The 14,208-nt window shown below is 64.4% G+C and carries 13 protein-coding genes; 7 read left to right on the top strand and 6 right to left on the bottom strand.

The features are described from left to right. Window positions 1-22: 22 nt before the first annotated feature. The 3 genes from J8G26_RS08490 to uvrB form a co-directional block, all read right to left on the bottom strand. Window positions 23-1,243, bottom strand: coding sequence for an IscS subfamily cysteine desulfurase (locus tag J8G26_RS08490; RefSeq protein ID WP_087745947.1), 1,221 nt, complete (start codon window positions 1,241-1,243; stop codon window positions 23-25). Between the two features lie 101 nt (window positions 1,244-1,344). After that, a complete protein-coding gene (gene iscR / locus J8G26_RS08485; RefSeq protein ID WP_005794107.1) occupies window positions 1,345-1,881 on the bottom strand; it encodes a Fe-S cluster assembly transcriptional regulator IscR in 537 nt (178 codons plus the stop codon). A gap of 243 nt (window positions 1,882-2,124) precedes the next feature. Beyond that, window positions 2,125-4,215, bottom strand: a complete 2,091-nt coding sequence (uvrB, locus tag J8G26_RS08480; RefSeq protein ID WP_246881302.1) for an excinuclease ABC subunit UvrB — start codon at window positions 4,213-4,215, stop codon at window positions 2,125-2,127. Between the two features lie 105 nt (window positions 4,216-4,320). Between uvrB and J8G26_RS08475 the strand changes: the two genes are divergently transcribed. Beyond that, window positions 4,321-5,517, top strand: a complete 1,197-nt coding sequence (locus tag J8G26_RS08475; RefSeq protein WP_210568603.1) for an amino acid aminotransferase — start codon at window positions 4,321-4,323, stop codon at window positions 5,515-5,517. Between the two features lie 215 nt (window positions 5,518-5,732). Continuing rightward, window positions 5,733-6,191: a hypothetical protein gene (locus tag J8G26_RS08470; protein WP_087745953.1), complete on the top strand. Its 459-nt coding sequence runs from the start codon at window positions 5,733-5,735 to the stop codon at window positions 6,189-6,191. A 37-nt stretch (window positions 6,192-6,228) separates the two neighbouring features. Here J8G26_RS08470 and J8G26_RS08465 read toward each other — a convergent pair whose 3' ends face one another. Beyond that, on the bottom strand, window positions 6,229-8,601 hold the full coding sequence (locus J8G26_RS08465; RefSeq protein WP_210568602.1) for a YgiQ family radical SAM protein: 2,373 nt from the start codon (window positions 8,599-8,601) through the stop codon (window positions 6,229-6,231). 153 nt (window positions 8,602-8,754) lie between these two features. On the opposite strand from J8G26_RS08465, the gene J8G26_RS08460 reads away from it, so the two are divergent. Beyond that, entirely contained in the window at window positions 8,755-9,348 is a 594-nt protein-coding gene (locus J8G26_RS08460) for a YigZ family protein (protein ID WP_210568601.1), read from the top strand. Between the two features lie 104 nt (window positions 9,349-9,452). Here the strand turns inward: J8G26_RS08460 and J8G26_RS08455 are convergent, their stop codons facing one another. Further along, window positions 9,453-10,163, bottom strand: coding sequence for a VIT family protein (locus J8G26_RS08455; RefSeq protein WP_210568600.1), 711 nt, complete (start codon window positions 10,161-10,163; stop codon window positions 9,453-9,455). Between the two features lie 157 nt (window positions 10,164-10,320). Here J8G26_RS08455 and J8G26_RS08450 point away from each other — a divergent pair, with 157 nt between their 5' ends. From J8G26_RS08450 to J8G26_RS08440, 3 genes are all read left to right on the top strand, one after another. Continuing rightward, a complete protein-coding gene (locus J8G26_RS08450) occupies window positions 10,321-10,605 on the top strand; it encodes a DUF6150 family protein (protein ID WP_210568599.1) in 285 nt (94 codons plus the stop codon). 135 nt (window positions 10,606-10,740) lie between these two features. Beyond that, on the top strand, window positions 10,741-11,331 hold the full coding sequence (locus J8G26_RS08445; protein WP_210568598.1) for a chromate transporter: 591 nt from the start codon (window positions 10,741-10,743) through the stop codon (window positions 11,329-11,331). Next, window positions 11,328-11,921: a chromate transporter gene (locus J8G26_RS08440; RefSeq protein ID WP_210568597.1), complete on the top strand. Its 594-nt coding sequence runs from the start codon at window positions 11,328-11,330 to the stop codon at window positions 11,919-11,921. The genes J8G26_RS08445 and J8G26_RS08440 overlap by 4 nt, the downstream gene beginning before the upstream one ends. 15 nt (window positions 11,922-11,936) lie before the next feature. Here J8G26_RS08440 and rlmB read toward each other — a convergent pair whose 3' ends face one another. After that, entirely contained in the window at window positions 11,937-12,686 is a 750-nt protein-coding gene (gene rlmB / locus J8G26_RS08435) for a 23S rRNA (guanosine(2251)-2'-O)-methyltransferase RlmB (protein ID WP_210568596.1), read from the bottom strand. A 292-nt stretch (window positions 12,687-12,978) separates the two neighbouring features. Here rlmB and sstT point away from each other — a divergent pair, with 292 nt between their 5' ends. Beyond that, on the top strand, window positions 12,979-14,202 hold the full coding sequence (sstT, locus tag J8G26_RS08430) for a serine/threonine transporter SstT (protein ID WP_210568595.1): 1,224 nt from the start codon (window positions 12,979-12,981) through the stop codon (window positions 14,200-14,202). Window positions 14,203-14,208: the final 6 nt, after the last annotated feature.

Raw genomic sequence — 14,208 nt, 5'->3', positions numbered from 1 at the left:
TGCTTCCAAAATCTTCGGAAATTCAGTGCGCAGCCCACTGAATGGTGCTGATGTCGATGCCGTCCTTGTACATCTCCCACAGCGGGCTCAGCTCGCGCAGGCGGGCCACGTTCTCGCGGATGGTGCCAATGGCGTAATCGATCTCTTCTTCGGTCGTGAAACGGCCGATGGTCATGCGCAGGCTGCTGTGGGCCAGCTCGTCGCTGCGGCCCAGGGCGCGCAGCACGTAGCTGGGTTCCAGGCTGGCGGACGTGCAAGCCGAGCCCGACGAAACCGCCAGGCCCTTGATCCCCATGATGAGCGATTCGCCTTCGACGAAGTTGAAACTCATGTTCAGGTTCTGCGGCACGCGGCGCTCCAGGCTGCCGTTGATGAACACCTGTTCGATGTCCTTCAAGCCGTCGAGCAGGCGCTGCTGCAGCGCCTTGGCCTTGGCATTGCTCTCGGCCATTTCTTCCTTGGCAATGCGAAAAGCCTCGCCCATGCCCACGATCTGGTGCGTGGGCAGCGTGCCCGAACGCATGCCGCGCTCATGGCCACCGCCATGCATCTGCGCTTCCAGGCGCACGCGGGGCTTGCGGCGCACAAACAAGGCACCCACACCCTTGGGGCCGTAGGTCTTGTGGGCCGTCATGCTCATCAGGTCGATCGGCAGCAGGTTCATGTCGATCTCGACCCGGCCCGTGGCCTGGGCGGCATCCACATGCAGCAAGATGCCCTTTTCGCGGCACAGCGCGCCGATGGCGGGGATGTCCTGGATCACGCCGATTTCGTTGTTCACGAACAGGATGCTGATCAAGATGGTGTCGGGGCGAATGGCAGCCTTCAGGGCGTCCATGTTCACCAGACCGTCTTCCTGCACATCCAGATAGGTCACCTCAAAGCCCTGGCGCTCCAGCTCGCGCATGGTGTCCAGCACCGCCTTGTGCTCGGTCTTGAGGGTGATGAGGTGCTTGCCCTTGCCCTGGTAGAAATGGGCAGCGCCCTTCAAGGCCAGGTTGATGGATTCGGTGGCACCGCTGGTCCAGACGATTTCGCGGGGGTCGGCACCAATCAGATCGGCCACCTGCACGCGCGCCTTCTCCACGGCCTCTTCTGCTTCCCAGCCCCAGGCGTGGCTGCGGGAAGCGGGGTTGCCGAAATGCTCGCGCAGCCACGGAATCATGGCATCCACGACGCGTGGATCAACCGGCGTAGTGGCGCCGTAATCGAGATAAATGGGGAAATGCGGGGTCATGTCCATAGCTGGCTCAGTAAAGGGTTCTGGCTGGCAATAAAAAGCAAGCAATCAAAAAATCATTCAGGGCGCGGCTGGCCCCGGAACCGAAACGGGTGGCGAGCGGTTCAGGACTTGGCGAACACATTGCCCAGCGCAAACACCGAGTTCGGTGCATTCACACGGATGGGCTTGACCACGGGAGTGGTCGAAATCGCGCGCCGCGCAACGGGTTTGTCCTCAATCTGGACGCCCTTGGCCAATTGCTCGTCCACCAGTTTCTGCAGCGTGACGGAGTCCAGAAACTCCACCATGCGCTGGTTGAGCGAAGCCCACAGCTCGTGCGTCATGCAACGGCCCGCCTCACCCAGGCAGTTTTCCTTGCCACCGCACTGCGTGGCATCAATGGGCTCGTCCACCGAAACAATGATGTCGGCCACCGTGATGTCGGCCGCCTTGCGGGCCAGGGTGTAACCACCGCCAGGACCACGGGTTGACTCCACCAGCTCATGCCGGCGCAGCTTGCCAAAGAGCTGCTCCAGATAAGACAGCGAAATTTGTTGCCGTTGGCTGATGGCCGCCAGCGTGACGGGGCCGTTGTTCTGGCGCAGGGCCAGATCAATCATGGCGGTGACCGCAAAACGGCCTTTGGTTGTGAGACGCATCGCAAGCTCCTTGTCTAGGCTTGTTCGTTGTAAAAACTGCCGGCTTCCCGCAAATGCGCAGTGCCGGCACCGTCTCCGCCCTTACCCCGCCAAGCCTTCTGGTACGGGGCCCTTCATCGTCGGGCTCTTTTCTTGAGTATTTTGTGCAAGTATACCACAAATCCCAATTGAATTAGTCGGGTTAAAAAACCAACAGGTCACAATTCCAGCGGCCAAGTTCGATTAACCACACAACAAGCGTATTCAGAGTGCTACCGAATCGCTGCCGTGCGCTCCAAAAGCCTGGTCCTTGAGCCGCGTCAATTGGTCGCGCACGCGCGCTGCCTGCTCAAACTCCAGGTTGCGCGCGTGCTCCAGCATGAGTTTTTCGAGCCGCTTGATCTCGCGCGCCACGTCTTTCTCCGACATGTCCTCCACCTTGGCACGCTGTAGGGCCTCCTGCTCCAGCCGCTCGGCATCCTTTCCGGCCTTCTCGCTGTACACACCGTCAATCAGGTCTCGTACCCGCTTGACAATACTGCGCGGCGTGATTCCGTTGGCCTCGTTGTGTGCGATCTGCTTGATGCGCCGGCGTTCCGTCTCGCCTATGGCTTTTTTCATGGAGTCGGTGATGCGGTCGGCGTACAGGATGGCGTGGCCGTTCAGGTTGCGCGCCGCGCGGCCAATGGTCTGAATCAGGCTGCGCTCAGCCCGCAGAAAACCTTCCTTGTCGGCATCCAGAATCGCCACCAGCGACACCTCCGGGATATCCAGCCCCTCGCGCAACAGGTTGATACCCACCAGCACATCAAAAGCCCCCAGCCGCAGGTCGCGGATGATCTCCACCCGCTCGACCGTGTCCACATCGCTGTGCAGGTAGCGCACCTTCACGCCGTTGTCCGTGAGGTAGTCGGTAAGCTGCTCGGCCATGCGCTTGGTCAGCGTCGTAATGAGCACGCGCTCGTGCTTTTCTGCGCAAATGCGTATTTCCTGCAGCACATCGTCCACCTGGTGGGTGGCCGGGCGCACCTCCACCACCGGGTCCACCAGTCCCGTGGGGCGCACCACCTGGTCCACGATCTGGCCTGAGTGCGTCTTTTCGTAGTCGGCCGGCGTGGCCGATACAAAGATCACCTGCCGCATGCGCTGCTCAAATTCCTCAAACTTCAGCGGCCGGTTGTCCAGCGCCGAAGGCAGGCGAAACCCATATTCCACCAGCGTGGTCTTGCGCGAGCGGTCGCCGCTGTACATGGCGTTGAGCTGGCCAATCATCTGGTGGCTCTCGTCCAGGAACATGATCGCGTTCTTGGGCATGTAGTCGGTCAGCGTGCTGGGCGGGTCGCCCGGCGCGGCGCCCGACAGGTGGCGCGTGTAATTTTCGATACCCTTGCAGTGCCCTACCTCGCTGAGCATTTCCAGGTCAAACCGCGTGCGCTGCTCCAGGCGCTGGGCCTCCACCAGCTTGCCCATGCCCACCAGTTCCTTGAGCCGGTCGGCCAGCTCCAGCTTGATGGTCTCCACCGCCGCCAGCACCTTGTCGCGCGGTGTCACATAGTGGCTGCTGGGGTACACGGTAAAGCGTGGAATTTTCTGCTTGACGCGGCCCGTGAGCGGGTCGAACAGCTGCAGGCTCTCGATCTCGTCGTCAAACAGCTCAATGCGGATGGCCAGCTCGGAATGCTCGGCCGGGAACACATCGATGGTGTCGCCCCGCACCCGAAACTTGCCGCGCGAAAAATCCGCCTCGTTGCGCTGGTACTGCATGCGGATCAACTGGGCGATCACGTCGCGCTGGCCCAGCTTGTCGCCGGTGCGCAGCGTCATCACCATACGGTGGTAGCTCTCGGGCTCGCCAATGCCGTAGATGGCCGACACCGTGGCCACGATGACCACGTCGGTGCGCTCCATCAGGCTCTTGGTGCACGACAGCCGCATCTGCTCGATGTGCTCGTTGATGGCGCTGTCCTTCTCGATGAACAGGTCGCGCTGCGGCACATAGGCCTCGGGCTGGTAGTAGTCGTAGTAGCTCACGAAATACTCGACCGCGTTCTTGGGAAAGAACTCGCGGAACTCGCTGTAGAGCTGCGCGGCCAGCGTCTTGTTGGGCGCAAACACAATGGCCGGGCGGCCCATGCGGGCGATCACGTTGGCCATGGTGAAGGTCTTGCCCGAGCCCGTCACGCCCAGCAAGGTCTGGAAGATTTCGCCGTCATTCAAGCCTTCCACCAGCTTGTTGATGGCCTCGGGCTGGTCGCCCGCCGGTGGATACGGCTGAAACAGCTCAAAGGGGGAGCCAGGAAAATGGACGAACTCGCCGTCTTGCTTTTCGGTGATGACTTCTGTGGTATCCGGCATGGGGGCGGTCAACGGGTGGGATGGGCGGGCCGTTAAAATTGGCGCAACCCGGCACAGTACACCACGCCCGGATTCTTTGCTACTGACAACCTTTCAAGGATTTTCATGTCTCTGTTCACCGCCGTCGAAATGGCCCCCCGCGACCCCATCCTGGGCCTCAACGAGCAATTCAACGCCGACACCAACCCCAACAAGGTCAACCTGGGTGTTGGCGTTTATTTCGACGACAACGGCAAGCTGCCCCTGCTGCAATGCGTGCAGGCCGCTGAAAAGACCATGATGGCCACCCCCACCGCCCGTGGCTACCTGCCCATCGACGGCATCGTGGCCTATGACAACGCCGTCAAAAACCTGGTGTTCGGTGCCGACAGCGAACCCGTCCAATCCGGCCGTGTGGCCACCGTGCAGGCCATTGGCGGCACCGGCGGCCTGAAGATCGGCGCCGACTTTTTGAAAAAGGTCAGCCCCAACGCCAAGGTGCTGATCTCCGACCCCAGCTGGGAAAACCACCGCGCGCTGTTCACCAACGCCGGTTTTGTGGTCGATACCTACGCCTACTACGACGCCGAAAAGCGCGGCGTGAACTTTGATGGCTTTCTGGCCAGCCTGAACGCCGCCGCCCCCGGCACCATCGTCGTGCTGCACGCCTGCTGCCACAACCCCACCGGCTACGACATCACACCCGCGCAATGGGACCAGGTCATCGCCGTGGTCAAGGCCAAGGGCCTCACGCCCTTCCTCGACATGGCCTACCAGGGCTTCGGCCACGGCATCGCCGAAGACGGCGCCGTGATCGGCAAGTTCGTGGCCGCCGGCCTGAACTTCTTTGTCTCCACCTCGTTCAGCAAGAGCTTCAGCCTGTATGGCGAACGCGTGGGCGGCCTGTCGGTGCTGTGCGCCGACAAGGAAGAAGCCGGCCGCGTGCTGAGCCAGCTCAAGATCGTCATCCGCACGAACTACTCCAACCCGCCCATCCACGGCGGCGCGGTGGTGGCTGCCGTACTGAACAACCCCGAGCTGCGCGCCCTGTGGGAAAAGGAACTGGGCGAAATGCGCGTGCGCATCAAGGCCATGCGCCAGAAGCTGGTCGATGGCCTCAAGGCCGCTGGCGTGAAGCAGGACATGAGCTTCATCACCACGCAAATCGGCATGTTCAGCTACTCGGGCCTGTCCAAGGACCAGATGGTGCGCCTGCGCAATGAATTCGGCGTGTACGGCACTGACACCGGCCGCATGTGCGTGGCCGCGCTCAACAGCAAGAACATCGACTACGTCTGCCAGGCGATTGCCAAGGTCATCTGATCTGCTGGGGCAATTCACGCACCATCAATCAACCGCCTTCGGGCGGTTTTTTGATGGTCTTTTGGGCCGCTAGCGCTTACCAATAAAGCGCTGGCTGCTATTCATTTTGAAAACCATTCATATGTACATTCATATGTAAATGGCCAAATGGCCTACACACAGCGCGCGCGCAAGCCGTTTCAATGCAAGTTCCGCAACACCCCCCGGAAGATGCCATGAAACCCCTCCTTCTTGATTCCTCCATGACCAGCATGGCCGGCGTTTTCTACCCCACCGGCCATGTGTTTGCGCTGTTTCCCGACGAGGACTGCGTGCGCCAGGCCGCTGCCGCGCTGCAAACGGCTGGGCATGCGGGTGAAATTGCCTATGCCAGCCCCGAAGTCATCCTGCAGGACATCGCGCAAACGCAGGGCACGGCCGACACCCCTTTTCCCTCGGTGGGTGCAGAAGGAGACATCGTTCGCCGCATGGCGGAACTGGCCGGCACCGGCCACCACGGCATGCTGGTGGCCCTGGCCGACGAGGATGATCCCCAAGCCGTGGCCACGGCCATGGCCTCGGAGGGGGCCGTCGCCGCGTTCCACTACCGGACTTTCGTGATCGAAGACCTGATCACCCCGCCAATGGTTCAGGACACACCGACCGCCACCGACACCCATTTGGGCGACGCTTGAGGCCTGGGCGCACCCCGGACCGAACTGTCGTCAAGCCTCAGCGCGGCTTGCGCGCGGACGGCTTGGCCGCGCCGGTCACGCGCGGTGGCAGGCCGGTGTGCTGGGTCAGCAGACGGCCTTTTTGCGGCTTGGCCGGTGTGGCGCCGGGCGCCTTGGCGGGCGTCGAATTGGTGCGCCGCGCGCTCTGGTAACCGCCATCCGTCAAGGGCTGGAAGGTCGGAATCAGGTGGTGCTTGCCGTTGCCGATCAAATCGGCCCGGCCCATGGCCTTGAGCGCCTCGCGCAGCAGCGGCCAGTTGTTCGGGTCGTGGTAGCGCAAAAACGCCTTGTGCAGGCGCCGGCGCTTGTCGCCGCGCACGATGTCCACCGACTCGCTGTCGCGCGTGATCTTGCGCAGCGGGTTCTTGTTGCTGTGGTACATGGCCGTGGCGGTGGCCATGGGGCTGGGGTAGAAGGTCTGCACCTGGTCGGCGCGAAAGCCGTTCTTTTTCAGCCAGATGGCGAGGTTCATCATGTCCTCGTCGCTCGTGCCGGGGTGCGCGGCGATGAAGTACGGAATCAGAAACTGCTTCTTGCCCGCCTCTTCGCTGAACTTCTCGAACATCTGCTTGAACTTGTCATAGCTGCCGATGCCGGGCTTCATCATCTTGGTGAGCGGCCCCTGCTCGGTGTGCTCCGGGGCGATTTTCAAATACCCACCCACATGGTGCTGCACCAGCTCTTTCACGTATTCAGGGCTTTTCACGGCCAGGTCGTAGCGCAGGCCCGAGCCGATGAGGATTTTCTTGATGCCCTTGAGCGCCCGGCCCCGGCGGTAGATTTTGATCAGCGGATCGTGGTTGGTGCCCAGGTTCGAGCAGATGCCCGGATACACGCAGCTCGGCTTGCGGCAGGCGGCCTCGATCTCGGGGCTCTTGCAGCCCAGGCGGTACATGTTGGCCGTGGGGCCGCCCAGGTCGCTGATGGTGCCGGTGAAGCCCTTGACCTTGTCGCGGATGTCCTCGATCTCCTGGATGATCGAATCTTCACTGCGGCTCTGGATGATGCGGCCCTCGTGCTCGGTGATCGAGCAAAAGGTGCAGCCGCCAAAGCAGCCGCGCATGATGTTGATGGAGAAGCGAATCATCTCCCACGCCGGGATCTTGGTTGCGCCGTCGTGGCTGCCGTTTTCGTCGGCGTAGCTCGGGTGCGGGCTGCGGGCGTAGGGCAGATCGAACACATAGTCCATCTCGGCCGTGGTCAGCGGGATGGGGGGCGGGTTGATCCACACGTCGCGCGCCGTCACACCTTCACCATGCGCCTGCACCAGCGCACGGGCGTTGCCGGGGTTGGTCTCCAGGTGCAGCACGCGGTTGGCGTGGGCATACAGCACCGGGTCGCTTTTGACCTGCTCGTAGCTGGGCAGGCGGATCACGCTGCGGTCGCGCGGCGGCACCTTGAGCTTGGCCTTGAGCGCCGGGTTGGCCACGAACAGCATGGGCTGGATGGCGGGGTTGGGCTCGGCAGATTGTGGGTCTTTTTGGCCTCCAGCGCTTATTCCAACTGCGCTAGTAGCTACAGAATCCGTAGCATCGTCCTTGCTGCAGCTGCTCCCTTGCGATGCCGCCTGCTCGCTGGTCGTCATATAAGGGTTGACGTGGGCCTCCACGCGGCCGGGCTCGTCCACGCTGGTGGAGTCGATCTCGAACCAGCCCTTGCCGCTTGCATCGTCGGGCCGGCGCACAAAGGCCGTGCCGCGCACATCGGTGATCTGCTCGACCGGCTCGCGCGCGGCAATGCGGTGCGCCACCTCGACCAGCGCGCGCTCGGCGTTGCCATACAGCAGCAGGTCGCACTTGGCGTCCACCACAATGGAACGGCGCACCTTGTCGCTCCAGTAGTCGTAGTGCGCGATGCGGCGCAGGCTGCCTTCGATGCCGCCCAGCACGATGGGCACGTCCTTGTAGGCCTCGCGGCAGCGCTGGCTGTAAACGATGGCGGCGCGGTCGGGGCGCTTGCCGGCCACGTCGCCGGGGGTGTAGGCATCGTCGCTGCGGATCTTGCGGTCGGCGGTGTACCGGTTGATCATCGAATCCATGTTCCCGGCCGTCACGCCCCAGAACAGGTTGGGCTTGCCCAGCGCCTTGAAGGGCTCGGCGCTCTGCCAGTCGGGCTGGGCGATGATGCCCACGCGAAAGCCCTGCGCCTCCAGCACCCGCCCGATCACCGCCATGCCAAAGCTTGGGTGATCGACATATGCGTCGCCCGTCACCAGCACGATGTCGCAGCTGTCCCAGCCCAGCTGCTCCATCTCGGCGCGGCTCATCGGCAAAAACGGGGCCGTGCCAAAGCGCTTGGCCCAGTAAGGGCGGTAGCTGGTGAGCGGCTTGGCTGCGCGCGCAAAAAAGGAGACGTCAACGGGGGCGTTCATGCGGGGGAGGTGCGGCCGCCGATGCATGGGTGGGGCATGGTGGGGCGCGGTCGTGTGGTGGGTAGCCCGCGATTTTACGGCGCCAGGCCATTTTTGTCGCTTTGCGGGGCACATGTCCCTGCAGCGTCATCCCCAGGGTTAAGCTCGCGCCCCATGCCCCAGACCCTGGCCGCGCCCGCGCACAGCGAAATCATCCTCAAAAAAAGCCGCTTCATCGGCTGCGTGCAACCCATGCCCGACCGCGCCAGCGCCCAGGCCCATGTGGATGCGCTCTGGAAGCAACACCCCGGCGCGGCCCACATCTGCTGGGCGCTGCTGGCAGGCGGGCAATCGGCCGCGGTGGACGACGGCGAACCCGGCGGCACCGCCGGGCGCCCCATGCTCGATGTCCTGCGCCACCAGGACCTCGAAGGCGTGCTGGCCACCGTGGTGCGCTACTTTGGCGGCGTCAAACTGGGCGCGGGCGGCCTGGTGCGGGCCTACACCGACTGCGTGGCCCAGGCCCTGCTCACCGCGCCCAAGGTGCAACTGCAGCGCATGGCCACACTGCAATGCCTGGTGCCCTATGCGCTCGAAGGCCTGCTGCGCCGCGAGATCGAGGCCGCCGGCGCCGAACTGCTGGACGTGCAGCACGGCTCGCTCGTCACGCTGCGGCTGCGCCTGCCCCAAGCCCAGGCCGACGCCTTTGTGCAGCGCGTCAACGACCTGGGCCAGGGCCGCGTGGGTTGGACCCGCCCGCAGGATTGATCCTGCGGTCATTCAGCACACCCTGACAAAGAGGTGCCGCCAGAGGCAACTCACTCGGTCATCGTGTGGGTGGGCGGCAGCACGTTCAAAACCTCTAACCCGCATCACCCCACCGGCGCCCCGAACAGCGCCCCCACGCCCGCCGTGATGGCCATGGCCAGCGCGCCCCAGAAGGTGACGCGCCAGGCGCCCACCAGCACGCCCGCGCCGCCCGTGCGTGCGGCCAGGCCGCCCAGCAGGGCCAGAAACACCAGGGCGGTGCCAGCCACCCAATACAGCAGGCTCGCCATGGGCGCCACGGCCACCACGACCAACGGCAGCGCGGCGCCCACCGCAAAGCTGGCGGCCGAGGTGAGCGCGGCCTGCACCGGGCGGGCCGTCATGGCGCTGGAGATTTCGAGTTCGTCGCGCGCATGGGCGCCCAGCGCGTCGTGCGCCATGAGCTGCTGGGCCACCTGCTGCGCCAGCGCGGCATCGAGCCCCCGGCGCTCGTAGATGGCGGCCAGCTCGCGCGCCTCGGCGGCGGGGTCGGCGGCCAGTTCGCGGCGCTCGCGGTCGAGGTCGGCTTTTTCGGTGTCGGCCTGCGAGTGCACCGACACATATTCGCCCGCCGCCATCGACATGGCCCCGGCCACCAGCCCGGCCACCGCCGTCATCAAGATGGTGGACTGGCTGGCCTGCGCCGCCGCCACGCCCACCACCAGGCTGGCGGTGGAGACAATGCCGTCGTTGGCCCCCAGCACGGCGGCGCGCAGCCAGCCAATGCGGTCGGTGCGGTGGTGCTCAAGGTGCAAGCGGCGTGTGACGGAGGTCATGGGGGGCTTTGGGCGGGTGGTGAGGCGGCCAGGGTATGGGGCAATGGGGTGGTGCGTCAACCGCTGCGCGGCATGGCAGGGTTGCGCACTATGCAACCAAGTGTGCGCTCCGATAACATGCACACGTTGGTTGTCTCCCTTTTGCAGGAGGTTGATCATGGCAAGGATTTTGGTGGCAACGCTGGCAAGCAAGGCCGACGCAAACGTGTTCGAAGTGCCTTTTGAAACCCAGGCCGATCTGTGCTGGTATGAGCGGCCCCACCGCCAGCAGGCCGAGGGTGACGCGCAGTGGAGTTTTGTGGATTTCGAGGACGATGCCACGTTCAAGATCTTCCGCGTCAAATACGCCACCCAGGCCGACCTCAAGACCTTCAAGGTCAAATACCCCGAACAGGCGGGCTGGCGCAACAACGCGCACCGGTTTCGCGGGCAAATCGGCTGAGAAACTGGCCTGCCTGGCAGGCTTACCATGGACCGCCCTGCACATGGGCCGCCAAAGCCTCCGGTAAACTCCTGTTTTCATAGCTACCAGCGCTTATGGCTATTGCGCCAGAGGCATATTTCATCCCTTATCACCATGTCTGCGCCCTTGCCCTCCCCTGATACACCCGACGCACGGCCGCAGCCGCGCGACCCGGCCGATCTGTTCTGGTCGTTCACCTGGCTGGCGTTGCAGGGCTTTGGGGGGGTGCTGGCGGTGGTACAACGCGAGCTGGTCGAAAAAAAGCGCTGGATGACGAACGAGGAGTTCGTGGAAGACTGGGCCGTGGCCCAGATCATGCCGGGGCCGAACGTGGTGAATCTCTCGGTGATGATCGGCGACCGCCACTTCGGGCTGCGCGGCGCCGTGGCGGCGCTGGCGGGCATGCTCACTTTTCCGCTGCTGCTGGTGCTGGCACTGGCGCTGGTGTATGCGCAGTTTGCCAGCCACCCGGCCGTGGCGGGCGCGCTGCGGGGCATGGGCGCCGTGGCCGCCGGGCTGATTGCGGGCACGGGCTTCAAGCTGGCGGCGGCACTGCGCAAACACCCGCTGGGCCCCTGGCTGTGCACTGCGCTCGCCGCCCTCACCTTTGCCGGCATGGCGCTGCTGCGCTGGCCGCTGGCCTGGGTGCTGCCGGCGCTGGGCGGCCTGGCCTGCGCGCTGACCTGGCGAAAGATTGCGCCATGACCCACGCCATTGCGCTGCAGCCGCTGGACTGGCTCAACCTTTTTCTCTACTTCATCTCGATCTCGCTGCTGGCCGTGGGCGGCGCCATTGCCACCGCGCCCGACATGCACCGCTTTCTGGTGGAGCGCCAGGGCTGGCTGACCGAGCTGCAATTCAACGCCTCCATTGCCATCGCCCAGGCTGCGCCGGGGCCCAATGTGCTGTTCATTGCACTGCTGGGCTGGAACGTGGGCATCAACACCGGCGGGGCCGGTGCGGCCGGCTGGGCCAGCGGCGCTTTGGGCATGGCGCTGTGCATGGTCGGCATCCTGCTGCCCAGCACCACACTGACCTGGCTGGCCACGCGCTGGGGCCACCGCAACCGCGAGCGGCGCAGCGTGCGCGCCTTCAAGCAGGGCATGGCCCCCGTGGTGATTGGCCTGCTGCTGGCCACCGCCTGGCTGCTGAGCAGCGCCCATGGCAAGCCGGCCACCGACTGGCCGCTGTGGCTGCTGACGCTGGTGTGCACGCTGCTGGTGTGGCGCACCCGGCTGCACCTGCTATGGCTGCTGGGCGCCGGTGCGCTGCTGGGTGCGCTGGGACTGGTGTGATGGGGGCGGGGTGCTTCAGCCGCCGCGTTGGCGCAGGGCTTCGTACAGGCACACGCCGCTGGCCACGGATACGTTCAGGCTTTCCACCGCGCCCTTCATGGGGATACTGACGAGCTCGTCGCAGGTCTTGCGCGTGAGCTGGCGCATGCCGTCGCCTTCTGCACCCAGCACCAGGGCCACGGGGCCTTTCAGATCGACCTGGTACACGGTTTTGGGCGCGTCGTCGCTGGTGCCGATGCACCAGATGTTGCGCTCCTTGAGCTCGTTCAAGGTGCGCGCGAGGTTGGTGACCATGAAATACGGCATGGTCTCGGCCGCGCCGCTGGCCACCTTGGCCACGGTGGCGTTGATGCCCACGGCATGGTCCTTGGGGGCGATGACGGCATGTGCGCCCGCGCCATCGGCCACGCGCAGGCAGGCGCCCAGGTTGTGCGGGTCGGTCACGCCATCGAGCACCAGCAGCAGGGGCTGCTCGATGCCGGCGGCTTCGAGGTTTTCAAGCAGCTCGTCGAGCGAGGTGACCTGCGCCACGGGCTCCACCCGCGCGGCCACGCCCTGGTGGCCATGGCTGCCGGCCAGCTTGGCAATGCGCACGCTGTCGGCCTCGATCAGGCGGGCACCGGCCTCGCGGGCACGGTCGAGAAACTGGCGCATGCGGGCATCGCGCCGCGTGGCTTCGTAGTAGATCTCGATGACGGATTTTGGCGCGGTCTTCAGACGCACGCCCACGGCGTGAAAGCCGAAGAGAACTTTGGGGCTGGACATGGGAGGATTATCCGGGCATTGGCCGATCGCACGGAACGGCGCACATGCAGCCAGCGGGCGAACCAGCGGCCCGGGGCCAAAAGGCCCTGCGAAAAGGGCTTGCCCCCAAGCGCCTAAAATCGCGCTCTTCCATTTCTCGACCTGCCAGGCGGCGCGGCTTTGCTGCGCCGTTGTTGGCGTGCCAGTGTGGCTTTGCGGGCCTGGCTTTTGCCAGCCCTTTCGATGGGGGCCAGCAGTGGTTTTGGGCATTTTTTGCCGCCCCCGCTGGTCTGTTTTACCTTTTTTCAACACCATGATTTTTAACCCGCTTCGCTGGGTACAGCGCACGAGCCTGGTCACGCAGATCGTGATTGCCATGTTTGCCGGCATCGCGCTGGCCGCGTTCTTTCCGACCGCTACACCCAAGGTGGCCATTCTGGGAACGCTGTTCATTTCTGCCCTCAAGGCCGTGGCGCCCGTGCTGGTGTTCATTTTGGTGACTGCCGCCATCAGCAACCACAAGCCCGGCGAAGCCACCCACATGCGCCCCGTGCTCTTTTTGTATCTGGTGGGCACGCTGGCGGCGTCCATCGTGGGTGTCACGGCCAGTCTGTGGTTTCCGTCCACCCTGGTGCTGCAGGCACCGGCGGATGCGGCCAATGCCCCGATGCACATCCAGGATGTACTGCTGGCGCTGCTCATGAACGTAGTGGACAACCCCGTGCGCGCCCTGATGAATGCCAACTACATCGGCATCCTGGCCTGGGCGCTGGGCTTTGGCCTGGCCATGCGCCACGCCAGTGCGGGCACCCGCACCGTGATGCACGATTTGTCGGCTGGCATCACGGTGATCATCCAGGTGGTGATCCGCTTTGCGCCGCTGGGCATTTTCGGCCTGGTGGCCGGCACCTTTGCCGAAGCCGGCGCGCAGGCGCTGTGGGGCTATGCGCACCTGCTGGCCGTGTTGCTGGGCTGCATGGTGTTTGTGGCGCTGGTGGTCAATCCGCTCATTGTGTTTCTGGCGCTGCGCACCAACCCCTATCCGCTGGTGTTCACCTGCCTGCGCGAGAGCGGCGTTACGGCGTTCTTCACGCGCAGTTCGGCGGCCAACATCCCCATCAACCTGGCGCTGGCCAAACGCCTGAACCTGAACGAAGACACCTACAGCATCGCCATTCCGCTGGGCGCAACCATCAACATGGCCGGCGCGGCCATCACCATCAGCGTGCTGTCGCTGGCGGCAGTGCACACGCTGGGAATTGCGGTTGAAGTGCCCACAGCCCTGCTGCTGTGCGTGGTGGCGGCCGTGTGCGCCTGCGGCGCCTCGGGCGTGGCCGGCGGCTCGCTGCTGCTGATTCCACTGGCGTGCAGCCTGTTTGGCATCAGCAACGATGTCGCCATGCAGGTGGTGGCCATCGGTTTCATCATTGGCATCCTGCAGGATTCGGCCGAGACGGCACTCAATTCATCGACCGATGTGCTGTTCACGGCCGTGGCCTGCCGCTGGGCGGAGCCAGGGCGCCGGATAGCGCGCTGAAAAGGC

The organism is Acidovorax sp. JG5, assembly GCF_017939685.1.
Lineage (GTDB): Bacteria > Pseudomonadota > Gammaproteobacteria > Burkholderiales > Burkholderiaceae_C > Acidovorax.
Note: the sequence above shows the minus strand (reverse complement) of the source record. Positions and strands in the feature narration are given on the sequence as shown.